The sequence below is a fragment of the Sinosporangium siamense genome (genome assembly GCF_016863435.1).
Classification (GTDB): Bacteria; Actinomycetota; Actinomycetes; order Streptosporangiales; family Streptosporangiaceae; genus Sinosporangium; species Sinosporangium siamense.
This window is the reverse complement of sequence record NZ_BOOW01000032.1, coordinates 97,939-120,179: the sequence shown is the minus strand read 5'-3', so window position 1 is coordinate 120,179 and position 22,241 is coordinate 97,939. Positions and strand designations below refer to the sequence as shown.

Genomic DNA, 22,241 nt, shown 5'->3' with positions numbered 1-22,241 from the left:
CCGCGGCATGCGCGGGATCGGGGGCCCCGGTTTGTCTACGGAATGGTCTTGTCGGGGCGCTCTGAGATGCGGATGGCGTTGACGAGCGTGTTTCCGCGTTGCCCTACGAAGCGGAGGTTGAGCTGGCCGTCGGTCACCTTGACCGTGTAGACGCGGGTGGTCGCGGTGTAGGCGCCGACGTCCCCGGCCAGGTCGAGCAGCGGAACGGCCAGTTGACCCTCGGCCATGACGTCGAAGACGCGCTGCCCGGGACGCGTGTTCCGGGTCTCGGCGAAGCCGAGTTCGACGGTGTAGACGCCGTTCGGGACCTGGTCGAAGCGATATTCCAGCATCGACTCACGTGCCGTCTTGAACAATGTCTGCTCGGAGGTGCCGCCGATCGCCCTGGTCGCGGTGTGGGTGCGGGTCCTCGTGCCCATATAGCCCCAGCCTCCCGGGGTGTAGGCCCGGTCGGCGCTCCAGCGCTCACCGGAGCCGTCCGTGACGTCGGCGGTGCCGCCCACGTCGACGGCGACCTGGTGCCGGGGCACGGCGACGGTGATCGGGACGTCGATCTGGGGCCGCGCGCCGCTTACGGACCGCACGGTCACCGTTCCGGTACGGAAGGATCCCGGTCGCACACCCGCGCTGCCGCCGGTGACCGTGACCGTGACGGACTGGCCGGGGGCGAGCTCGCCACTGGACGGGGTCACGCTGAGCCACCCCTGCACGGGGTCGGTCCGTACGGTGTAGGCGGTGGCGCCGCCCAGGTTGGTGAGTGTGATCGTGCCGGTCTTGGTGGTGTCCGCCGGCATGACCAGGTCGATCTGGTCGACGGAGGCGCTCACCTTGCCGGTGACCAGCGGGAAGTCGGCGGTCGCCCGGGCGCCGATCGCGGCGGTGACCTGACGGGTGAACGTGCCGTAGTGCTCCTTGGACACGGTGACGGGATAGTCGCCTGGCGGCACGAACCCGCTGAAGGCGCCGTCGGCCGACGTGACCGTCGTCGCCACATCGCCGATCTTCACGGCCGCCCCGGCGAGGGGCTTGCCGTCGTTGGCGTCGGTGACCCTGCCGCTGACCTGCCCGTGCCTGAGGTTGGTGAAGGTCACACTGTGCCCCTCGGTGAGCACGGGGGTCCTGTAGGAGTAGGAGAAGCCCATGGCGTTGTCGGCGGCGCCCTCCAGGCCGATGGAGGCGTTGCCCCCGGCGGTGAGAGCGTCGGAGACACCCCGGTAGCGGAAGCTGATCGACCCGTCCTCACCGAGCACGGTGGACACGGAGACGCGTTTGCTCTGGTCCTCGTAGATCGCCACGTTGCGCCATTCGATGACGAACGCGCGGTTGGGGGCGGTGCCGATGGTGCGGGTGTACACGCCCGATTGGGCGTCGTGAAAGAGGTTGGTCCCGAACGGATAGATCCCATAGCCGATGGAATCGGAGTTCGGCGGCGGCCCGATGAATCCTCCGCTTGGGCTGTCGAGGCCTATGAAGCCGTGCTGGCTGGGCCAGATCCTGGTGAAGGTGCGGTCGTAGAAGGGGAAGGGGAACGGCGGCCTGGCCGCCTCCGGGAAGCTGCTGAGCGGGAAGTCATACCGCTCGGTGCCCTCGATGTACGGCTCGGCCCCGGTGACGCAGGCATAGCCGAAGTCGTCCATGCGGCGTGGCAGAGCGATGTCCTTGACGAGGTCGGCGCTCACCGTGATCGGCACGGTGGTCTTGCCCGCGCAGCCGGTGCGGGGCGGGGTGACCTTCAGCTCGAACGTGCCGTCGGCCATCGGCAGCCGGTATCGTCCCTCGGCGTCGGTGGCGGTGCTCGCCGTGAGGCCGGCTACCGATACCGTCGTGTCCTTCACGGGGGTGCCGTCGACGGTGACCCGGCCCGACACCGCGCGTGTCGTCACGGCGGTCAGTTCGATGGGGCTCACGGCGGTCTGGCCGGCTGTGACCTCGGCCGTGACGGTGGCTTCGCCGTACCCCAGCTTCTTGACGGTGACGCGGCGGGAGCCGGTGGTCAGGCGGGGGATCTCGAAGGTGCCGTCCGCCGCGGTGACGACGGTGCGGCTGCCCGGGGCGGCGACGGTGACGGTCGCCTGGGCGATCGGCGAGCCGCCGGGTTCTGTGACCGTGCCGCGCAGGCCGCCGATCTGCTCGGCGGGGGCGGCGCGCACGAGGGCGTGGGTGTCGAGGCGGCCCTCACCCCAGACGTTGTTCTTGGTGGCGGTGCCGCCGCACGTGGTGTCGTCGACGTCGAGGGCGGTGCGGTCGAGAAGCGCGCGGGTGGCGGGGATGTCCCGGTAGAGGCTGGGGACGGCCGACCACAGGAGCGCCACACTGCCGGCGACGTGGGCGGCGCCGAGCCAGCTCGCACTCCACTGCCGGTAGCCGCCGCGGCGCGTGGCGACGCGGATGTCGACGCCGGGCGCGGCGATGTTGGGCTTGACCTCGCCGTTCTCACCGGGGCCGCGGCCGGAGAAGCCGGCGATCGCGTTGTTGACGTCGAAGACGCCCGCGCTGTAGCCGTTAACGTATTGCCCGGGGGAATATGCATCGTTGCAGCGGCCGGAGAGCCAGAGAAGCCCGTTGTCGAGGGCGGGGAAGATGCCCGCCGCCACCCAGGCGTCGACGATCTCCTTGTACCAGCGGTGATAGCCGTTGAAGCCGGGATCGATGAAGCTCCTGGGGAATCCCCACGTGTTGACGATGATGTCGGGGGCGAGGTCGGGGCGGGGGTTTCGACCGGAAAGGTCTGTCGGGGCGAGCATCCACTGGCCGGCCAGGAGCAGCGTGCTGGCCATGCACCTGGTCGTACAGCCCCGGGCGGCGATCCACTTCGCGCTGGGCGCGACGCCGATCTCGTCGGCCGCGACGCCGCCGACGGCGGCGCCGGTGCTCATGGTGCCGTAGTCCTGGGTGTCGCACGGGTTCGTGGCGGCACACGCGCCTGTGGCGTCATACCAGTTGTAGTTGTTATCGACGGTGCCGTCGGCTTTGCTGCCGCGATATTGCGCGGCGAGCGCGGGATGGCTGAACTGCACACCGCTGCCGACGTTGCCCACGACGATGCCCTCGCCGCGGGTGCCGGACTCGCTCCAGACCTTGGGGGCGCCGATCCGGTCGAGGTTCCAGCCGACGCCGTTGACCTCCGCCTGTGGTTTGGCGGGTTGCGGCGGGGCCACGTCGATCACCAGGTCGGGAACGACGCGTTCCACTTCGGGCAGCTTGGCGATCTCGGCCGCGAGCGCGGCGTCACCGGTCACCTTGGCCGCGTTGACCGCCCAGAGCGGGGTGAAGTCCGCCTTCCTCGCGGTGAGGAGGGAGCGCAGGCTCGCCTGCGCGGTGGCGGCGTGCGTGCTTTTGGCCTGATAGACGCGGGTGGCCTTGTCGGCCTTGGTGGTGGCGCTCCGGGCGGCGGCGAGGTCGGCGCTGCCTTTCAGGCTTACCAGGAAACTGGTTTTACGTCCTTTGCCGAGGTCGGCGAGGAGAGCTTTATCGATCTTGTCGGGGGTCGGGGACGAAGCGGCTTCAGCCCTTTCCGGCGGGGCGGTCAGGCATAAAGGCGCGAAGGTGAGGGCGGCGGCTGTGCCCACGAGGAGGGTTCGCCACCGCCTTGACTTGTACGGCACGCGATCTCCTTAGGTCAGGCGGCGCCGACGAGGCGCCGGGAAATAACGTCCACATGCCATACGGAGAATCATGGTTTGGGCGCGTTCGGTTATCAAATAATGGACCGCTGAAAATAGTTAAGATGGTGATGGGAGCGCTCTAACAGATGGATTTCCAATTTGTCGGGGGATGTGTCGTCGGGTGACGGAGTGGATTGTGAAACGGGTGCGACGCACACCGTCCATGGAACGCTCCACGCACCTCGACCGGGAAACACCGGCATACGCCGCGTCGCTCTCCCAAGCCGAGGCCAACTGGGCCGGATCGGGCGAAGACGTCGTTGGAACGTTGCGCGGCTCGGCCTGGCTCATCACCAGCCCGCAAACCCCCGCGGCCCACCTCTACCGCACCCTCGGCTGGCGCGAAGCCGGTCCCCTGGCCCCCGACGTCTACCCGGGCCTTCCTCTCTCGGTCTTCGCCCGGGAGTCTCCATCCGTCTGAGGGGCTCTCACCCCGAGCACTTGGAGCACCTGGACCAGCACCTCCGCCTGCCCGGTCAGGGACCTGTCCAGGCAATGCCGGGTTCTACCGGTCACGCTGTAGCGGATGGGGGTGCCGGGGAGGAAACGTGCGGCGGCGTCCGCGAGATCCTCACGGACCCAAGGGCGCTTCACCGGACCTTCTTCCGCAGGCAGTTCGTGTTTGGCGCCGATCCTCCACAAAAGCAGGAACACGTCATCTGTGCGGGGGTCGCGCAGCAGCTCCACCCTGAAGTCCGGCCGGTCGAAGAGAAACGCACCGGCGTCCTCCTCCGGGCCGAGGAATCCGAACTCGGCGCGGAGAAAGCCGAAGTGCTCCTCGACCTTCTCCGCGAAGGTCCGGTGCCGGCGGATGTCCGACGGCATTAGTTCATCGCCGGCTTTGCCGTACACGTGACACGGGGATGGGTCAGCCGCCGAAGGTGGCCTTGTGGTCGTTTACCCAGTCGGCGTAGGAGTGGGCGGGGTGACCGGTGACGCGCTGCACCGTGTCGGTCACCACGGCGGGAGCGGGGTCCTGCATCAAGGCGAACAGAGTGTCGACGAGCTCCGGCGGGCCATAGCCGCCGAACTGCTCCACCACCAGCGCACGCGCCTTGTCCCCGGTGAGGCTGTCGACCTGCACCGCGCGGCCGATCGCGGCGCCGATCAGCTCGGCCTGCCGTCGCTGGCTGATCGCCTCAGGGCCGGTGATCTCGTATTTCGCGCTGGCGTGCCCCTCGTCCAGCAGCGCGCGCACGGCGACCTCCGCGATGTCACGCTCATGGATCGGCGACCCCGCGCTGTCGGCGTAGGGGATGCGCACAGGCTCGCCGGCCCGGATGGACGGCGCCCATTGGAGGGTGTTCGCCGCGAACGCCCCGGGGCGCACGAAGGTCCAGTCAAGACCGGAGTGCTCCAACGCCTGCTCGACGACCAGGTGCATCATGGCGATCGGGTTGGACTGAGGGTCGGGCATGCTCGCCGCCAGGGAGGACAACAACACCACTCGCTCGACGCCGGCGTTCTTCGCGACCTCGATGAATCCCGCCACGCCGGAGGGTTCGGGGAAGAGGAACACCTTATCGACCCCCTTCAGGGCGTCGGCGAACGTCTCCGGGTGGGCCAGGTCACCGCCGTGTACGGCGACGCCGGCGGGTAGGTTCGCCCGCTCGGGGGTGCGTGAGGTGGCGCGGATCTCCGCGCCGGTCTTGCCGAGGAGGTCGACGACGTTGCGGCCGACGTTGCCGGTCGCGCCGGTCACCAGGATGGCCATGGGTTTCGCCTCTCGTTCGGTCGCGGTGGCCCCGGCCGTCCGGAGTCACTCGCGAGGCGTACATCGTTCATTCAGCGAACGTTGTTCTATCGCCGAACAGTGTTCACGTCAAGGCGAACGGGACTCACGGACCGCGTTTTGGGCATGCGGCTGCCTCAGTTCCTAACGTAATTCGCGATCACCGCGATCAGCGGTTGCCCCGGCCTCAGCGCTCGGCTTTGTAAACCACGATCGGCGGTTGCCCGGGCCTCAGCCCTCGATGTCCTCGATGTAAACCGCGATCCCCGCGATCAGCATGGACAAGCCAAGCTCGAAGCGGTCATCACTCTCAGCGTCGAGAAGAACCTCGACATTGCCGGTGATAGCGGGAAAACGATCCCGGGGAAGCGAACGGAAGTAGTCACGCACCGGCTCGATCCAGTCGTCGGCCCCCAAGGAGGACAGGCGCCACCCCTCGTAGACGTCAGCCGTCGTGTAGAGCACGAGCCGATGCAGCGACCACGCCGCGATCCGCGCCGGAACACCGGCGTCCAGCAATATCGACAGCAGCCGTTCCGTGGTGGCCACCGCTGTCGGGGCCGGTGGAAACGCCGCGAAGTTGTAGGCGGCGATGTCCCCGTGCGCGGACAGCACCCGCTGCATCCTGGTGAAATGCCGTTTGAGATCCTCGGCCCAATCGCCGGTGATCTCAGGAAGCCCGATCTCCTCGACCACCCGCTCCAACGCGAGGGACAGGAGATCCTCCCGATTGCGCACGTGGACATACAAGCTTGAGGCGACCACCCCAAGGTCACCCGCCACGCGGCGCATCGTGACCGCCGCCGAGCCCTCCATGTCGATGATCGCCATCGCCGCGTCCACGATCCGGTCCAAGGTGAGCGGGGCGCGGGCGGCGGACGTCCCGGATCTGCGCGTCACCGTCCAAGGCGGTGCAGGCACATCGGCCGGGCGGGGCTGGTGGGGCATTTCAGGGATCTACCTTGGGTGCGCGGCGACGGTGGTGCAGGTCGGCGTTGACCCTAGCAGGCAAGATGTGCCTTCTTCCGGTCCGTGCGCCCCCCGCGCTGAAATGAATCCTTCCTGCGACCTGCGACCTGGCGGCGAACATATCTCGCCGAAGCGCTCGTACGGCAGAGCGCACATGACGCGGCGCCGACGGCCCGGACCAGCGGCCGTTCGCGCGCTAGAGGTTGAAGTCGCGGACGACGGCGAACGACTCGGTGTAGGTGAGTGACGCGATGCCCGCATGCGGCAGCCCAAGAAAGCACGCGGCGGAATATCGCATCAAGCCGCGCCGGCGTCACCAGGTGGCAGCGTGATCTTCAACCCAGGAGGCGCCCGTTTGTCCGGGCGGCGGGCTAGCGTGTCAGCCGGGCGAGCAGTTCGGGATGGTCCGCGAGGCTCTCGGCCAGAACCGCCTGGGTGAGCGGCGCGAAGGCCGCATAATCCACAGAGGACCAGTCGATTCCCCCGAAAGGTGGTTCAGGATCGTATTCGATCACCAGTTGCGCCAGCCGGGCCGCGTCCTCCCCCGCAAACCGGTGAACCAGGTGAAGCGCCATGTCGATGCCCGCCGACACTCCGGCGGCAGTGACGATCGACCCGTCCTCGACCCACCGTTCGACGACGGGAGTAGCCCCGAAACGGGCCAGCAACTCGCGAAACCCCCAATGGGTGGTGGCGCGGCGCCCCTCCAGCAGACCTGCCGCACCGAGAATGAGCGATCCCGTGCAGACCGACGCGGTCACCTCTGCTCCGGCGGAAGCCGTACGAATCCAGTCAAGCAGCGTCTCATCGGCGCAGGCGGCGAGCGTGCCCGAGGTGCCGCCCGGGACGACGACGGCGTAGGGGTTCGTGAGCTCGCCGAACGTCGTGGTGGCGGCCACACGCAACGCGGTGTCGCTGTCGACGGTGGACAGGTCGTGGGCCACGGTGACGCTCTGAAACTCGGGACCGAGCGTCGCGGTCACGGTGAGCGGGCCCACCAGATCGAGCGCGGTCAGGCCAGGGTAGAGGACATAGGCGATGGTCTTGGTCATGTCCTCACTCTGCTGAGCGAGTACGGCGAAAGCCAAGGTAGCCGGACGGAAGCGTCGGAAATCTTGGGATTGTTGTCGCTCAGACCTAGGATCACACGGTGAAGCCACGCCGGATGGTTGTCGTGGGATATGAGCAGGCGGAACTCTTGGACATCGCCTGTGTCACCACGGCTCTCAACGGTGCGGTAAGGATGGGGGCGTCGCCGTCATACGTGGTCGAGTTGGCCACCCAGGGCGCCCGCGACATCACATGCCTGTCGGGCTTGGAGCTGAAGGTCCACCATGCCGTGGAACGCGTGCGTGGCCCGCTGGACACTCTGATCGTCGTCGGCGGGCTTGGTTCGCCGGACGCGGCGGCGGATGCGGTTCTCGTCGGCCATGTGCGCCGGCTGGCGCGGGTGAGCCGCCGCGTGGCGTCGGTGTGCACCGGCGCACGCGTGCTCGCCGCTGCCGGCCTACTGGACGGCAGGCGCGCGACGACACACTGGCTCGATGCCGAGGCACTGGCCGCACGCCACCCCCTGGTAAAGGTCGACGCCGATCCGATCCACATCCGCGATGGAAACGTCTACACCTCAGCGGGTGTGACCAGCGCACTGGACCTGACACTCGCCCTCATCCAGGAGGATCACGGCGCACGCCTGGCCCGTGGGGTGGCGCGGGCATTGGTCACCTATCTCCAGCGTCCCGGCAATCAATCGCAGATCAGCATGTTCGTCACCGCTCCACCGGCCGACGACGAGCTCGTACGGAGGGTCGTCGACCACGTGCATGAGCGATTGGACGGCGATTTGAGCACCGCCGCACTCGCCGACCGGGCCGGGGTGAGCGAGCGCCATCTGACCCGGCTGTTCACCATGCATGCCGGGCAGACACCCGGCCGCTTCGTCCGGGGTGTCCGCATAGAAGCGGCACTACACCTCATCACCGCCACCCGGCTCCCCCTGGAACGGGTGGCCACCCGCTGCGGATTCGGCTCGGCGGAGTCCCTCCGCCAGGCGTTCACACGCCGGTACGGCGTCGCCCCCTCCCGCTATCGGGCGACATGGCGGGAGAAGGCCACCGAGGACGCGTGACCCCGGGTGACGTCATCGCTCAGAACGCCCCGGCTACGCTTGGCGTCCCCGGAGTACCACGGTGACCTGCGCTTGCCGTACCGGCGACGGGACACCGGCACGGCGGAGGGGCCTAGCGCGGCACGGGCCATCTGGCCACGGCAGCGCCGACCACCGGGCGACCCTCACGGCAGACCACGCAAACGTCGCGAACGTCGCCGACGACGCCGGAACGGCGAAGCCGACCTACCGCGGCACAGGCCGCCCACCCACGGCGGCGCCGACCACCTGACGGCCCTCGCGGTAGACCGCGCGGACGTCGAGGATGGCCGCGATGTCGCGGAGGGGGTCGCCGGCGATGGCCAGGATGTCGGCGTCGTAGCCGGGGGCGAGGCGGCCCTTGCGGTGGGCCAGGCCGCATGACTCGGCGGCCAGGGAGGTGACGGAGATGAGGGCCTCGCGGGCGCCTGTGACCTGGGAGGCGAAGTACACGACGTCTCTGGGGAGAACGTCATGGGGTTTGTGGGGGTTGATCCCGGCATCGGTGCAGCAGACGACCCGCACACCATGGCTGTGCATGTATGCATGGTTCGCCCAATAGGGGGCGATGGTCGACAGGACCGCCTCAGGCATGTCGTCCCGGGGCCGTGCGACCGTGCAGCCGACGAAGACACCGGCGGCGGCGATGGCGTCGACCGTCTTCGGGTCGAGCCCCACCCCGGCGGGCGTCATGAACGTGCAGTGTTCGATGCTGTGGGCCCCGGCCGCGACGGCGTCGGCGATGCCCGCCGCCGCGTGGGCGTGGGCGACGACGGGGAGACCACGGTCGCGGGCGGCTCTGGTGACCGCCTGCAACTCCGGCAAATCGTATTGTGTCCCGCGCGGGTTGGAACCCGCAGTGGACATGCCGCCGGTCGCCATGATCTTGACCAGGTCGGCGCCCCGGTCGGCGCGCGCCGCGACGGCGGCGATGGCCTGGTCGGCCCCGTCGGCCTCTCCCCCGAGATACCAGCAGTGGCCGCCGGTGCGCGTGATGGGCGGACCCGCGGCGACGATGTGCGGGCCGAACCCGCCGCCCGCGACCTCGTCACGCAGAGTAAGCGCGAGATAACCGCGGTCACCGAGGTCCCGCACGGTGGTGATGCCGGCCCGTAAGGCGCGGGCGGCGTGACCGCGCATGCGGTCGAGAAGCACGGAATCGTCGTCGTGCACCATCTGGTGCTCGGTGTTGCCGTCGGGGTCGAAGACAAGGTGAGTGTGGGCGTCGATGAGGCCGGGCAGGAGCGTCACATCTCCGAGATCGGCCACGACCGCGTCCTCCGGTGGCGGGGCGCCGGTCAGATCGACGTCGGTGATGCGCCCGCTTTCGACCAGAATCATCGCCGGGCCCACGTGGGCGGTGTTCCCGTCGAAAAGGCCCGTGCCGCGAATGGCCAACCGGGGATCGTTCACAGGGCGTCACTCCCAGCGTCGTCAACCAATGATTACGTGCTCAGGATTCGGCTTTCACAATCCGGCGAAAAAATCGTTCTCCAGGCCGTGCGGCCCGCCGGGGCGAGGAACCTTGATATAGTCCTCCCGGCCCAGGGCCAAAGGCACATCGTTTTCATACAGCTTTTCGATCCAGGTGCCGCCCACCTGGCTCGTGTGCGCCAGCACCGCCGCTTTCTTGCGCTCCAGCACGGCGCTCACATCGATCGAGGTGGTGACACGTTGTTCGACGCCCGCCAGCGCGGAGTCCCCTTCGGGGTCGGGAAAGGGCTCGGGCAGTCCGGCCGCCATCACCGCGTCGCGCAGACCACGCCAATAGCCCGTGCCCATGGCCACGGTGTAAAGCCGCACCGGGACTCCGCTGACCTCCACCGCCCGGTGGGCGGCACGGGCGGTGTGCACCTGGTCGGGGTGCCGATAGGGCGCGTCGAGGGCATATGTCACCACGACCTGCGGCCGATGCCGGTCGATGAGATCGGCGATCCTGGCGGCGACGATGTCGAGGGAGACCTGCGCAAACCAATTCGGCTGAGGCTCTAGGTCCCAGTCGGCCATGCCCGAGTCGTGATAGCCGAGAGGCTCAAGGTGACCGATCCCCAGATGCCCGGCCGCCGCCCGGAGCTCCGCCGCCCGCGTGCGGGCCACCGCCGCCGGGTCGTGCCCGGGCTCGCCGGGTCTCGACCCGTCCTGCGCGTTGCCGAACTCACCGTTGGTGCTGGTGACGAGCACGGTCCGCACACCTTGAGCGGCGTAGCGGGCGAGGATTCCCCCCGTGTTAGTGGACTCCGGCCCGGGATGGGCATGCACCGCCATTAGCACTTTATCCTGCATCATCACCATCGCGAATCCATTGTAGGGGCGCATCCTGGCTTCATTGGAGTGTACGGCGCAGCCGAGGGGACCGCCACGGTGCCGAGGCGGGCTCTGAGCGTTCCAGAGGACGCACGGTGCTTTAACATAAGGCACCGGGAATTGGGCCTCCGATAAGGTACGCCTGGCCCGAACCTGCGTCACGGAATTACCGGCTATTTCCCCGTCATCGACCTGCATGTACACTTCTATGAGCGAGTGCGGCGCATAAGGGGAGGCTACCGAGCATGAAGACGACCACGTCGGACGACAGCTCCGGAGTCTGGCTCGCCAGTACAGTATGGGGCCTCCTGGAAGAGAAGTACAACCCGGGAAAAGTACCGTCCGTACGCAAACTCGCCCAGCACATTCGCGAGGCGAACGGCGGCGACACCCTCTCTCACGGCCATATCCACAATATCCTCAGCGGTGAGGCGGCAAACATCACCGATAAGACGAGGGAGATCCTGGCCAGATTCTTCGGAGTGCCTCCCTCGCACTTTATTCTCACTCCCGCCGCTCCGCCCGCGGACGGCGCCGCAACACTCGAGGAGACCCTGGCCTTTCGATTCGCGTCCCTGCGGCCGGAGGAGCTGGCCGCCATCGAGAAAGCACTTGGCATGGTCAAGGAACAGCGAGAGGGCAGCGAAAGGCATGGAAGAGAGAGTTCACAGAACCCCGTCACAGGTGAGCTATGAGCAGGCGGTGTCCGCGAACACGGGAAAGGATGAGAGCCATCAAAAACCGACACGTGCGGACAGCCTCTCGGAAAATCCTCACCAGGCTTCCCGCTCTACCTGAGCCGTGGGATATCAGTGTGCTCTGCCGCACACTTGAGCTGAGCCGCAACCGGCCGCTGACGCTGCATTCGGTAAACCTGCCGGCCATGCCGTTCGGAATGTGGTATGACGACGGGAGGGAAGACCACATCTTCTACCGCTCGTCGGCCACCGGATATTATCGCGACCACATCGTCCTGCACGAGATCTGCCATATGCTCGTCGGCCACGGCACGAGGCCGGCTCAATTGACGGGTGAGACCGTGAGTTATCTCGTCGACGGGCAGCGGTTGAACAGCAGGGTTTACGGCACTTTCGAAGAGCAACTCGCGGAGACTTTTTCTTCCATGGTGCTGAAGATTGCCGGCCAGAAACGGTCGGGTGGCGTCGGCGCGGTGGAGCGCCGCGCGGACGAGTTATTCCGGGGCGCCCATGCGTAGCGTCCCCGACTGGGTCGAGAGTGTGCGCGGCCTCATTCTCGTGGTCGTGTGGGCCGTGCTGATCCTTAGAATCCCCGCCTTGCGGCGCCCGCGGCAGCGTCCCGTGTGGCTCGTGCTCTTCGTTCTCGCCATGGGGTCGGTGGCCATTCAGGAGTGGGTCGGTCAGTGGATCGACGGTGTCACCGGCGTTCCCAAGGCCAGCGAACTCGCCGTGGTCTTCGTGGCGCTCACCGACTTCGCCGCCGTCTGGTGGTTCGCGATAACCCTGCAACAGGCCGGCGGGACGGCCCCCGCGTGGCTGCGCCGCGCCCCCTTGGTGTGCGCCGTCACGATGGCGGTGCTCGCCACCGCCCTTTTCACCGTCACTCCCCCGGCGGACCGCTTCGGCAGCCAGGCCCACGGGTGGTGGGTCGTCTACGCCCTTGTCTGGATCTCCTACGGGCTGATCACGGCGGTGGGGGCGGCAGCCGTCTTCTGGCGATATGGCGTCACCATGCGCAGCCCCGTTTTGCGGCTGAGCGTGCTGGCACTCGCCGTCGGGACCAGCGCGGAGGTGCCCTATTTGGTGATCCGGGGAATCCGCTGGTTCACCGACGCCCCGCCCGATCTGGTCCTCGTCGGTTTCTGGTGCTCCTTCGCGCGCTTCATGCTGGTCGCCCTCGGGTGTTCACTGGCCGCGCTGGAACCCCTGCTCACCACGATTCTGTACTGGTATCGCAGGCAGCGCCTCCACAGCCTGTGGCTGCTGCTGCGGCAGGCGACCCCCGAACTCCAGATGGGCGCACGGCAGTCGCGGATGTCGGAGCTGTGGACGTTCAAGGACATCGAGGAGCTCCTCCACCAGCGAATGATCGAGATCCGGGACAGCATCACCTTCCTGCACGACGGCTGGGCGTCGCCGGAAATGTTGCAGCAGGCCGAACGGCACGCCGCGGCGGCGGGAAAACCCCGCCATCTCGCGGTGGCCTGCTGGCTGGAGGTCACCCGCAGGAACGCCCTCGAAGGGGCGCCGAAGCTCCACCACAAGCTCGACAGGCATTTGCTGCCCGAGGTGCTCGCCGCCAAGCCGACCGTGCGGCGCGAGGTACGCCAGTTCCTGCGGCTCCACCGAGCCTTGCGGTCCTCCTTCACCCGGGGTTTCGCCGACGACTTCCAGCGCCGGGCGACGACGGGCAGTGCTCTGTGAGCTCTGCGCTCGGCGAGCGGCGCGGTCAGGGCCACACGTGTTTCAATCTCCGCGCCACGTGCCCGGCACGAGAATGAGGTCCGCCCGCGCCGCAGGAGAATAGGTGCGGCGTGCTCGGCACGAGGATTGGAACTGCGTGCGCCGCACGAAGGCAAGCGCCATGCGCACGGCACGGGATTAGGCACCGCGTGCGACGCACGAGAACAAGGGCGGCGATGAGAACAAGCGCTGGATGCGCCGCATGAGAACTAACACCGCCTGCCCGGCACCATAAGCAGAACTTTCCGGCCCCCGCACGAGGGAGAACCCCGTGCGGGGGTCGTCGTATGTCCGGGGCAATGCCGGTGGCGGGGGCGTGCGCATCGTGCGGCGTATGACGTGCGGCACACGGCGGGCCCGGGTCGCCGGACTGCGCTGCACGGTGCCGCTGACCTGGGACGGTGTGTCAATCTCCGCGGCAGGAAGCCGCCGGACACCACTCGCCGGCAGGCCGATGGACTGTCCACTGGGTGTCCAATGTGATTGACACATTTTCCCCCTCTCGGCTAAGTTTACGGTTACCAGCGCGAATGTGTAGACCAAAGGAAGAAGCGCGAGTTTCGGCTTCCTCTTAATCGTTCAACGAGCGGGATATCCAGTGCACGAAAGCATGTGACCATCTCTGGATACCTCGTCTATATCTCCGTGTTGTCGATGGCTTATGTCACGGTGCGCCGAGACGCAAGCCGCCTGGCCCAGTCGCTCCACCCGCACATGGGGAGCGAACCGCAAGGCCACTCTTCCGCTTGATGTGCGTTCACGTGGAGGCGTGATAATGACTCAGGCCGGCGACCTGAACAGTTCGCAGGCGGTGGTGTTCCGTAAAAACCCGGAAGCGGTGCCGCGGCACGACAGGGCCGACGGCGGCAAGGTGCGCAGACAGGTCTTCACCATGAAGGTGGGCCTGCAGATCCCGGCCGACCTGACATTCGACGACTGGGAGCAGGCGGGATGCCGGCTGTCCGGCATCGTGAATTCCTCGGCGTGGTGGCTCGGTGATTGGCTTGTATTCGGCAAGGAGCACTACGCCGACCGTTATCAGCGAGGCGTGCTCGCGGTCGGCCTGCAATATCAGACGCTCCGGAACTACGCATGGGTCTCCAGGCAGTTCGAGTTTCACCGCAGGCGGGCCTCGCTGAGTTTTCAGCACCACGCCGAGCTGGCCTCCTTGCCCGTCGAGGAGCAGGAGAGGTGGCTCGACCGCGCCGAGGACATGCGTTGGACCACAAAGCAACTACGCAGCGCCATCCGCCTGGCCCGCAGCAACAGCACGGAAGAATCCAGGCAGGTCGCGCCCACACGCCGGTTCGTGATTCCCGACAATCGGCTTCAGCGATGGCACAGGGCGGCCGAGCAGTCGGGCTTCGATCTCGACCAGTGGGTGCTCGCGACACTCGACCAAGCGGCCGAACAGATCCTCGAGGAGGAGGTGGAGGAGCAGGCCTCGATAAACGCCTGAACGAGTGCGCGCGGACCTACGCCGCCGCCTCACCCCGAACGAGATCCGATCCGATGTCCGAGCGCCTCCTGTGGGGGAGAGGCGGTCAGCGACGAGGAAGGACGTAAGCCCGGTCGGGGGCGAAGGTGACGGTGACGGGGGTGCCCTCGGTCAGGAGGACGGCGGGATGTGGGGCCGGCACGGCAGCCGTTACCGTGCCGCCCGCCGTCTCGATTTCGTAGTCCACGCTCGCGCCGTGAAAGGTGCGGTTGAGTATGACCCCTTCGCCTTCCCGCGATGCGTGGGCTACGGAGAGCACCTCCGGCCTGATCATTAAAAGGGCAGTGTCATGCGCGGTGACGTCCGGATGCGACGGCACCGCCATCTTCTTCCCGAACGCCGTGACGATCGCGTGCCCGCGGTCCGGCTCGGCGGGGACCTCGAGAAAATTGGCCCGCCCGATGAAATCGGCCACAAAGACGCTGGCCGGCCGCAGATAGATCTCGGCGGGTGTGCCGATCTGCGCGATCCTGCCGCGGTGCATCACCACGATCCGGTCGGACATGCTCATCGCCTCCTCCTGGTCGTGGGTGACGTAGAGGCCGGTGATGCCGAGCATGTGCTGCGCCCGCCGGATCTCGGCGCGCATCGCGCCGCGTAGTTTCGCGTCGAGGTTGCTGAGCGGCTCGTCGAAGAGCAGCACTTTCGGCTGCACCACCATGGCTCTGGCCAGGGCGACCCGCTGCTGTTCTCCACCGGCCAGCTCGTGGGGGTGGCGGTGTTCCTTGCCGACGAGGTTCATGCTCGTCAGCGCGATTTTCACGGCCTCGGCGATCTCGGCTTTGGTGTGGTCGCGCAGGCGCAGGCCGTAGGCGATGTTCTCGTAGACCGTCATGTGGGGGAAGAGCGCGTAGCTCTGGAAGACCATGGCCATGGACCGCTGCTGCGGGGGGACGGCGTCGATGCGGACGCCGTCGAGATAGACGCCGCCTGCGGTGGCCCTTTCGAATCCCGCGACGATCCGCAGGGTGGTGGTCTTTCCGCAGCCGGAGGGGCCGAGCAGCGTGATGAACTCGCCCGGTGCGATATCGAGACTGACGCCGTCGACGGCCACCACGCTTTCACCGCGTGCGGCGAACCGTTTCGTGAGGCCGTCGAGGCGCAGCGCGCCCGACCGGGGTTCACGGTCGAGTCCGATGAGATTCACAGCCTGCCTTCCTGTCGGGTGAGGATGGAGCCGCCGACGACAAGCCTGATGAGGCCGAGGCTGAGGAGCACGACCAGACTCAGCAGAGTGCAATAGGCGAAGGCGACGCCATAGTGGCCCTGGCCGGCGGCGCTGAGGATTTGCGAGGTGATGATTTTCGTGTCCGGCGTGACGAGGAAGACGATGGTGGAGACCGACGTCATGCATCGGGCGAAGCTGTAACTCAGGCCGGTGAGCAGGGCAGGTCTGATGAGCGGCAGCGTGACGCGGCGGAAGGTCTGCAACGGCCGGGCGCCGAGATCGGTGGACGCCTCCTCCACGTGCGGATGGATCTGGGCCAGCGCTCCGGTGGCGGTGCGCAACCCGGCGGGCAGGCTGCGCACGACATAGGCCAAGATGATCGCGAGCGAGCCCCCCGCGAGCGCGCCGCCGCCGACCAGTCCTGGCAGCACCGTCACACCCGCCACCTCGATGTCGTCGCGGTAGGCGAGCACGTAGCCGATGCCGAGCACCGTGCCGGGCACCGCGACGCCGAGGGTCGCGGCGAAGTCGAGCCAGCCCGCCGCCCTGCCTAGGTGTCTGACGACCAGCCAGGCGACGGTCAGCCCGGCCAGCCCGGCGATGGGGGTGGCGATGGCCGCGAGCAGGGTCGTGTCCGCGACGGCCTCGCGCCCCTCCGCGCCGAGGAGGGCCACGCGCATGTGGTTGAGAGTGAGGCTGAAGTCCACGTTGAACGCCCGGATGAACGCCCCGGCGAGGACTGTGCCGTACAAACTCACGATGACGAGCGCGATCAGGACCGCCAGGGTGAAGACCGGCCAGCGGCCCCATCCCCTGATCAGGTGCACGCTGCCGGATGGTTTGCCGGTGATCGTGATCCTGGTCTTTCGGGCGAGCCAACGCCGTTGCACCAGGTAGAGCCCGATGGAGGGGATCAGGAGGATGAGGCTGTAGATGGCCGCCGAGGTGGTGTCGTATTCGCCGGTGACCGCGAGATAGGCGCGACTTGCCAGCACAGTGTAGTCGCCGCCGACGACGAGGGGATTGGCCAGGTCGGCGATGGCTTCGATGAACAACAGCAGGAATGGGGCGACAACGCCGGGTGCGAGCAGCGGCAGGATCAACGTGCGGAATATGCGCCGGCGTCCGGCGCCGAGGTTCATCGCCGCTTCCTCCATCGCCGGGTCGAGTGCGCGCATCATGCCGAGCAGCCCGAGATAGGAGACGGGGAAGAAGGACAACGACAACACCATGACCAGGCCGTCGAGCCCGTAGATGTCGTATTCGGTGCCGAAGATCCCGTAGGTGACCAGCCCGCGCCTGCCGTACAGCGCGACGGTGGCGGTGGCCACCGCGAAGGGCGGACTGATCATCGGAAGCAGCGCGATCAGGTGCAGAACTCGCTTGCCGGGCACGGCCAGCCGGGTCTGGACGAAGGCAAACAGCAGGCCGATCGCGGTGCCACAGGTGCCGACGAGCAGGCCCAGCACGATGGTGTTGCGCAGTATGGCGAGATCCACCGGCGAGGTGACGAACTCTGCATATCTCGGCAACGCGCTCGGCGAGAGTGCCTCGGCGAGCACGTTGATCAGCGGGTAGACGCATCCGACGGCGACCAGGGCGACGACGGCTAAAAGCGCCGCACGCACGCCCAGGTCCCCGCGCCGGCGTGGAGGAGCGGTCATTGTTTAGGGGCCCTGGCGATCTCGATGTCGAACCGCCTCGACAGGGCTATCTTTTCGGCTCCGGCCTCGGCGATGTCATAGTCGACGCGCTTCACCTTTGACATGTCCCGTAATTTGTTTCCGATCCTGGCACGAGGATTCGTGGGAAGTGAATAGACCCTTGCCGTGGGACCGAGTTCCTGGGCTTCGGCGGTGAGTGCCCAGTCGACATACTTCCTGGCGCCGGTGGAGTTGCGGGCCCCCGCGACAACCGCAACCCCGCCGACTTCATAACCTGTCCCCTCCTCCGGATAGGAGACGTGCAGGTTGGTATATCCCTCTTCGTGTACGGCGACGCAGTCGTGGGCGAACACGATCCCCACCGCGACCTCGCCCGTGGCCGCCTGCTGGGCGGCGGAGCTTCCGGTCTTGTTGTATTGCAAGACGTTCGGATGGAGTCTGCGCATATAGCCGAGCGCCGCGTCCTTGGCGCCCCCGTTGAGTTCGACGTGCGACCACAGCGCGGTGTAGCCGGTGCCCGAGGTGGTGGGATGGGCGATCGCGACGTTGCTCCGCAGCCGCGGATCGGTCAACTCGCGCCACGAGCGGATCGGCGTCATCCGTTTGCCGGCCAGCACTTCGGTGTTGTTGCAGAAGGCGAGAACCCCGACGTAGACCCCCGTCCACGCCCCCGCGGGGTCTTTCCATTCCGGCTTGATCTCGGCGGCGTTCGGGGAACGGTAAGGCGCCAGCAGCTTCTGTGCCGCGGCGGCCACGTAGGCATCGGCGGGCCCGCCGTGCCAGACATCGAACTCCGGTTTGTTTCTGCCCGCCTTGATCCTGGCCAGCGCCTCGCCGCTGGAAAGCCGCACGAAGTCGGCCGGGATTCCGGTGGCCTTGGTGAAGTGACTCGTCATCACGCTGCACCACTGCTCTTGACCGCCGCAGGCGATCGTGACGCCTGCTGTGTCGCCGGCCTTGGCGTCGCAGGCGCCGGCCAACAGCATCACGGTCAGGATTAAAGCCCCCCGCTTGGCCCTTGAGACCATTCTCAGGGCTCCTGATGTCGGTAAACCCATGGCATAACCGTAGGGCGGCCGATGACCTTGTTGAATGAACGTACGGTGAGACTAGGTAACGGGCTAATCACCTTGAACTGGCATCAGATAACCGACACCCCGCAGAGTGCGGATATAGGTGGTGGTGCCGTCGATCTCACTAAGCCGGGATCGCAGGCGATATACCGCCGATTTCACGACGTCCCGTCCACCTTGCAGGTCGGCCGTCCCCCACACTGCCCGCAGCAGTTGTTGCCCCGACTGCGGCACCCCCTGGTGGGCGGCGAGGTGCGCGAGCAACTTGAACTCGGTGAACGGCAGGTCCAGGCGGCGCCCGTCGAGCGTGGCCACGTGGTCGGACAGGTCGAGGACGAGCTTGCCCGCCGTTATCACAGTGCCACTCTGGCGTCGCCGTACCAGCGCCTGGGCGCGCAGGGCGACCTCGCGAGGATGGAAGGGTTTGACCACATAGTCGTCCGCGCCGTGTTCGAGCCCGGCGATCACCTCATCGGGCTGGGCGAGAGCGGTGAGCAGCATGATGGGCACTTCTGACCGGCTCCTGATGATGCGGCAGAGGTCCAGCCCGTTCATGGTCGGCATCAGCACATCGAGCACAACAAGGTCGACATGCCGGGTGCGCAGGATGTTGAGGGCGGTCGCCCCATCGTGTGCCTGGAATACGGTGAAGCCCTGTGTCTCCAAGGCGAACGCCACGATGAGCGTCATTTGAGGTTCGTCGTCAACGATTAGCGCGACACTCATCATGGCCCCTCAAACGGCAACGTCAGCAGAATGGTGGTGCCGTGCATGGCGGCGGTGTCCACCAGGATCGCGCCGCCGTGCAGCTCGACGATGGTCTTGGTGATGACCAGCCCGAGGCCGGTGCCGTCGCCCAGCGGGCCGCGGCTGACGAACGGGCGGAACAGCTCACGGCGCCGTTCTCTGGTCATGCCGGCGCCGTCGTCGGTGACGTAGATCGCGATGCCGGTGTCGATGACGGCCACACGCACCGCGATGCGCCCGCCCACGCTGGTGAAACGTCCCGCGTTGGACAGCAGGTTGGTCACGGCCTGCACCATCAAGCGGGGGTCGGCCTGCACTTCGGGGCTCACCTGCGGGGTGTCCAGGGTGATGCGCTGGTCGCGCGTCGCGCACAGGGGCCGCATGGCGACCACCACATCACGCGTCAGGGCCGACATGTCCACCGTTTCAACGGCGGGTGTAAACAGACCGGATTCAATCTTGGCCTGGACAAGCAGGCTTTCGCACAGATGGATCACCTGCGCGCACTGAAAGTCGATCGTGCGGAGAAAGGTGGTCTGTGTGCTGGTCAGCGGGCCGGGGCCACCTTCGAGCAGCAGGTCGGAGGCGCCTTTGATCATGCTGAGCGGGGTGCGCAGCTCGTGGCTGAGGGCGGTGACCTGTTCGGCCCGCCGCTCCACCAGAGTGGCGAGCCGGTTGCTCTCGGCCCGCTCATCGGCGCTGGCCCGGCGTCCCCCCAGCACGGCGAGGAGTGAACCCAGCAGGACGCCCGAAACGGCGACGGCGCTCCCGATCAGGTCTAAGAGGGCGAGGGCGAGCACGACCGCACCCCCCACGCCTAACAGGAAGTAGAGCACCGCGTCCGGCAGGCCCAGCACGCGTGTCGCCCACGATCGGGACTCGGCCACTTCCGGAAGTGTGACACAGCGGAACGCGTTCCCCAAGGCCTATACCGGGCCGACCCTGGGGGGTTTTTCCGCTACTTATTCATTAACGCGTGGAATAGGGCGGAATTCGAGGAGCACCAAACCCCGGTCGAGGTCTTTCATCGAAGCCAGAGACATGCCGCTGCGCCGCCCCAGGCGTTCGAAATCGGCTAATGTGCGCTGCCGGCCGCCGCTGATCGCCATCAGGCGCAAATCCAGGGCCGCGGACATGACGGCGTCCTCGTCGTAGCCGTCGGACACCTCGAAAAGCAGGCGCTCCAACACGAGAACACGCCCCTCCGCAGAAGGAACCGAAGGTTGTGAAGAGTGCGCAGGACCGGCCTCGGCGCAGCGTTTCATGATGCGTACGGCGTCGTCGTCGTTCCAGTTGAACAGGACGTTGGACAGCAGATGAACATCGGCGGCGGGCAGCGGGGCGAAGAAATCCCTGCCGTCGAAGGTGCAACGGCCGGCGACCCCGGCCGAGCGGAGCAGTTCGAGTGCCTCGGGCTCGTGTTCCGGCAGATCGATAACCGTGCCCGTGAGATGGGAATGCCGGCTCACCACCGCGGCGAGAAGCGCGCCGGTGCCGCCACCCACGTCGTTGACGTGCCGCACCCCGGACCAGTTGCAGGCCTCCGCCACCAGAGGCGCGAACTCCGCCGAATGCTTGGCGCGGAGCCGGGTGAAGGTGTTTCCCGCCGGGGGCACGGCGGTCAGGTCGTCGTAGACGGAGCGTCCGAACACCTTGGCGTAGGCGGGCTGCCCCGTGCGCACGACGTTCGCCATCTCGGCCACCACACGATCGAAACGCCCGGCGAAACCGTCGGTGTCGAGTGAGACACGCAATTGGGAGGGGTCGCCCTCCATTAGCAGCGTGGAAAAGTCGTTGAGGCCGAAGGTGCCCGTGGCGGACACCGAGAAGACACCGCGCAGGCACAGATAGCGCATGAGGCGCCGCAGCGCATCCTCGTCGGCCCCCGCGGCGACGGCGAGAGGTTCCACCCGGTCGACGCCCGCGGCGATCAGATCGGCGAGGCGCAACGTCGCGGCGGCCTGAAGGGCGCAGCCGCCGATGGGGTCTATCAGGTCGTTGAGATGGGGGAACACCGGAGCCTCCTGCGCCCCCGTGAATTCGTCGTTCACGACGTCCTCACGCATGCTCACCGCGTCGTCCCTTCGCTCACGAGGCTTTCGCCGTACGGCCGGACCGTGATCAGGCGGCGGTAACAGTCCCTCGTGCCCGGCTCATTCACCAATTGGCCCTCGGCCTCCACCCAGGCGTGCGCCTCGAACGGGGGTTCCGTGCGCACGCCGACGCACCAGGTCGGCCAGACGCCGAAAATCCTGCACATCAGCGCGGTGCCGATCGAGCGCATGAGACATCCGTAGATTCCGGCGGCCCGCGGGCTCACCGCGCACACGGTGTCGCGCATAAGGCGGGTCTGGGCGAGCGTCGCCGGCTTCGCCCCCCGGCTTATGAAAGTGAGCACGGCGGCCATGTGCCGCGGCGGAAGCAGGGCGAGAACGCGCGCGACGATCAGCACGACCACCCTCGCGAGCCACGGCCACCGCACTTTCCGGCGCCCGCCGACAAACCTGTCGTTGCCTTCCAGGGACATGTGGACGCTCATCGCGTCAGCAGCCCCTTGTCGCTCAGGTCGCCGACGATGTCCTCGACGTCCTCACGGGCGAGGGCCGCCTCCACTTCGAACTCCTCGGTGAGCCGCCGCGTGGCGCCGTCCAGGTCCTCCCCCTGGACGACCGATTTCACGACGATGGCAGCCGTCTCGTTGAGCTGCCAATACTTTCCGCGCCGCCCGTCGAGCAGGACTCCTCCGTATTCGGTTTCCACGAAGGAGATGTTCTGTGCAAGTTTCACGGACGACCCTTTCGTTGACGTCGTTGTCCCTGTTCGACTCCCACCCA

General features: G+C 67.2%; 21 protein-coding genes. 6 read left to right on the top strand and 15 right to left on the bottom strand.

Translation table 11 applies throughout. From position 1 onward, the window contains the following. Positions 1-35: 35 nt before the first annotated feature. Positions 36-3,605, bottom strand: a complete 3,570-nt coding sequence (locus Ssi02_RS25665) for a carboxypeptidase regulatory-like domain-containing protein (RefSeq protein ID WP_204030095.1) — start codon at positions 3,603-3,605, stop codon at positions 36-38. 196 nt (positions 3,606-3,801) lie between these two features. Between Ssi02_RS25665 and Ssi02_RS25660 the strand changes: the two genes are divergently transcribed. Beyond that, positions 3,802-4,086, top strand: coding sequence for a helical backbone metal receptor (locus Ssi02_RS25660; protein ID WP_204030094.1), 285 nt, complete (start codon positions 3,802-3,804; stop codon positions 4,084-4,086). On the opposite strand, the gene Ssi02_RS25655 is transcribed toward Ssi02_RS25660, so the two are convergent. From Ssi02_RS25655 to Ssi02_RS25640, 4 genes are all read right to left on the bottom strand, one after another. Further along, entirely contained in the window at positions 4,035-4,490 is a 456-nt protein-coding gene (locus tag Ssi02_RS25655) for a hypothetical protein (protein ID WP_204030093.1), read from the bottom strand. The genes Ssi02_RS25660 and Ssi02_RS25655 overlap by 52 nt on opposite strands. Positions 4,491-4,533: 43 nt before the next feature. Next, a complete protein-coding gene (locus Ssi02_RS25650) occupies positions 4,534-5,379 on the bottom strand; it encodes an NAD(P)H-binding protein (protein ID WP_204030091.1) in 846 nt (281 codons plus the stop codon). A 249-nt stretch (positions 5,380-5,628) separates the two neighbouring features. Continuing rightward, a complete protein-coding gene (locus Ssi02_RS25645) occupies positions 5,629-6,297 on the bottom strand; it encodes a TetR/AcrR family transcriptional regulator (protein ID WP_204030089.1) in 669 nt (222 codons plus the stop codon). A gap of 440 nt (positions 6,298-6,737) precedes the next feature. Further along, entirely contained in the window at positions 6,738-7,418 is a 681-nt protein-coding gene (locus Ssi02_RS25640) for a DJ-1/PfpI family protein (RefSeq protein WP_204030087.1), read from the bottom strand. Positions 7,419-7,516: 98 nt separating this feature from the next. On the opposite strand from Ssi02_RS25640, the gene Ssi02_RS25635 reads away from it, so the two are divergent. Next, positions 7,517-8,494 carry a GlxA family transcriptional regulator gene (locus Ssi02_RS25635; protein ID WP_239129669.1) on the top strand — a complete coding sequence of 326 codons (978 nt, stop codon included), beginning with the start codon at positions 7,517-7,519 and terminating at the stop codon, positions 8,492-8,494. A 225-nt stretch (positions 8,495-8,719) separates the two neighbouring features. Here the strand turns inward: Ssi02_RS25635 and Ssi02_RS25630 are convergent, their stop codons facing one another. After that, positions 8,720-9,925: an amidohydrolase family protein gene (locus Ssi02_RS25630; RefSeq protein WP_204030085.1), complete on the bottom strand. Its 1,206-nt coding sequence runs from the start codon at positions 9,923-9,925 to the stop codon at positions 8,720-8,722. A gap of 54 nt (positions 9,926-9,979) precedes the next feature. Then, positions 9,980-10,828, bottom strand: coding sequence for a PIG-L deacetylase family protein (locus Ssi02_RS25625; protein WP_204030083.1), 849 nt, complete (start codon positions 10,826-10,828; stop codon positions 9,980-9,982). Between the two features lie 233 nt (positions 10,829-11,061). On the opposite strand from Ssi02_RS25625, the gene Ssi02_RS25620 reads away from it, so the two are divergent. The 4 genes from Ssi02_RS25620 to Ssi02_RS25605 all read left to right on the top strand — a co-directional run bounded on the left by Ssi02_RS25620 (position 11,062) and on the right by Ssi02_RS25605 (position 14,716). After that, positions 11,062-11,511: a hypothetical protein gene (locus tag Ssi02_RS25620; RefSeq protein WP_204030081.1), complete on the top strand. Its 450-nt coding sequence runs from the start codon at positions 11,062-11,064 to the stop codon at positions 11,509-11,511. Between the two features lie 119 nt (positions 11,512-11,630). Further along, positions 11,631-12,032 carry a hypothetical protein gene (locus tag Ssi02_RS25615; protein WP_204030079.1) on the top strand — a complete coding sequence of 134 codons (402 nt, stop codon included), beginning with the start codon at positions 11,631-11,633 and terminating at the stop codon, positions 12,030-12,032. After that, entirely contained in the window at positions 12,025-13,218 is a 1,194-nt protein-coding gene (locus Ssi02_RS25610; RefSeq protein ID WP_204030077.1) for a DUF6545 domain-containing protein, read from the top strand. Before Ssi02_RS25615 ends, Ssi02_RS25610 begins: the two co-directional genes overlap by 8 nt. An 814-nt stretch (positions 13,219-14,032) precedes the next feature. Further along, positions 14,033-14,716 carry an LmbU family transcriptional regulator gene (locus Ssi02_RS25605; protein WP_239129666.1) on the top strand — a complete coding sequence of 228 codons (684 nt, stop codon included), beginning with the start codon at positions 14,033-14,035 and terminating at the stop codon, positions 14,714-14,716. Between the two features lie 85 nt (positions 14,717-14,801). On the opposite strand, the gene Ssi02_RS25600 is transcribed toward Ssi02_RS25605, so the two are convergent. The 8 genes from Ssi02_RS25600 to Ssi02_RS25565 form a co-directional block, all read right to left on the bottom strand. Continuing rightward, a complete protein-coding gene (locus Ssi02_RS25600) occupies positions 14,802-15,902 on the bottom strand; it encodes an ABC transporter ATP-binding protein (protein WP_204030075.1) in 1,101 nt (366 codons plus the stop codon). Then, on the bottom strand, positions 15,899-17,551 hold the full coding sequence (locus Ssi02_RS25595; RefSeq protein WP_204030073.1) for an ABC transporter permease: 1,653 nt from the start codon (positions 17,549-17,551) through the stop codon (positions 15,899-15,901). Before Ssi02_RS25595 ends, Ssi02_RS25600 begins: the two co-directional genes overlap by 4 nt. Before the next feature lie 32 nt (positions 17,552-17,583). Next, complete coding sequence (locus Ssi02_RS25590; RefSeq protein ID WP_204030071.1) at positions 17,584-18,615, bottom strand: ABC transporter substrate-binding protein; 1,032 nt, start codon at positions 18,613-18,615, stop codon at positions 17,584-17,586. Positions 18,616-18,708: 93 nt separating this feature from the next. Next, positions 18,709-19,386, bottom strand: coding sequence for a response regulator transcription factor (locus Ssi02_RS25585; protein WP_204030069.1), 678 nt, complete (start codon positions 19,384-19,386; stop codon positions 18,709-18,711). Next, positions 19,386-20,294, bottom strand: a complete 909-nt coding sequence (locus Ssi02_RS25580; protein WP_204030067.1) for a sensor histidine kinase — start codon at positions 20,292-20,294, stop codon at positions 19,386-19,388. Before Ssi02_RS25580 ends, Ssi02_RS25585 begins: the two co-directional genes overlap by 1 nt. Positions 20,295-20,369: 75 nt before the next feature. Continuing rightward, positions 20,370-21,473: a methyltransferase gene (locus Ssi02_RS25575; protein ID WP_239129699.1), complete on the bottom strand. Its 1,104-nt coding sequence runs from the start codon at positions 21,471-21,473 to the stop codon at positions 20,370-20,372. Positions 21,474-21,475: 2 nt separating this feature from the next. Continuing rightward, positions 21,476-21,946, bottom strand: coding sequence for a lasso peptide biosynthesis B2 protein (locus tag Ssi02_RS25570; protein WP_239129663.1), 471 nt, complete (start codon positions 21,944-21,946; stop codon positions 21,476-21,478). Beyond that, positions 21,943-22,194: a lasso peptide biosynthesis PqqD family chaperone gene (locus tag Ssi02_RS25565; protein WP_204030063.1), complete on the bottom strand. Its 252-nt coding sequence runs from the start codon at positions 22,192-22,194 to the stop codon at positions 21,943-21,945. The genes Ssi02_RS25570 and Ssi02_RS25565 overlap by 4 nt, the downstream gene beginning before the upstream one ends. Positions 22,195-22,241: the final 47 nt, after the last annotated feature.

Excerpts from the sequence above, each read along its gene's own strand:
- Ssi02_RS25655 (WP_204030093.1), bottom strand. The coding sequence starts at position 4,490 with ATGCCGTCGGACATCCGCCGGCACCGGACCTTCGCGGAGAAGGTCGAG.
- Ssi02_RS25650 (WP_204030091.1), bottom strand. The coding sequence starts at position 5,379 with ATGGCCATCCTGGTGACCGGCGCGACCGGCAACGTCGGCCGCAACGTC.
- Ssi02_RS25640 (WP_204030087.1), bottom strand. The coding sequence starts at position 7,418 with ATGACCAAGACCATCGCCTATGTCCTCTACCCTGGCCTGACCGCGCTC.
- Ssi02_RS25625 (WP_204030083.1), bottom strand. The coding sequence starts at position 10,828 with ATGCGCCCCTACAATGGATTCGCGATGGTGATGATGCAGGATAAAGTG.
- Ssi02_RS25620 (WP_204030081.1), top strand. The coding sequence starts at position 11,062 with ATGAAGACGACCACGTCGGACGACAGCTCCGGAGTCTGGCTCGCCAGT.
- Ssi02_RS25610 (WP_204030077.1), top strand. The coding sequence starts at position 12,025 with ATGCGTAGCGTCCCCGACTGGGTCGAGAGTGTGCGCGGCCTCATTCTC.
- Ssi02_RS25605 (WP_239129666.1), top strand. The coding sequence starts at position 14,033 with ATGACTCAGGCCGGCGACCTGAACAGTTCGCAGGCGGTGGTGTTCCGT.
- Ssi02_RS25590 (WP_204030071.1), bottom strand. The coding sequence starts at position 18,615 with ATGGTCTCAAGGGCCAAGCGGGGGGCTTTAATCCTGACCGTGATGCTG.
- Ssi02_RS25585 (WP_204030069.1), bottom strand. The coding sequence starts at position 19,386 with ATGAGTGTCGCGCTAATCGTTGACGACGAACCTCAAATGACGCTCATC.
- Ssi02_RS25575 (WP_239129699.1), bottom strand. The coding sequence starts at position 21,473 with ATGCGTGAGGACGTCGTGAACGACGAATTCACGGGGGCGCAGGAGGCT.
- Ssi02_RS25570 (WP_239129663.1), bottom strand. The coding sequence starts at position 21,946 with ATGAGCGTCCACATGTCCCTGGAAGGCAACGACAGGTTTGTCGGCGGG.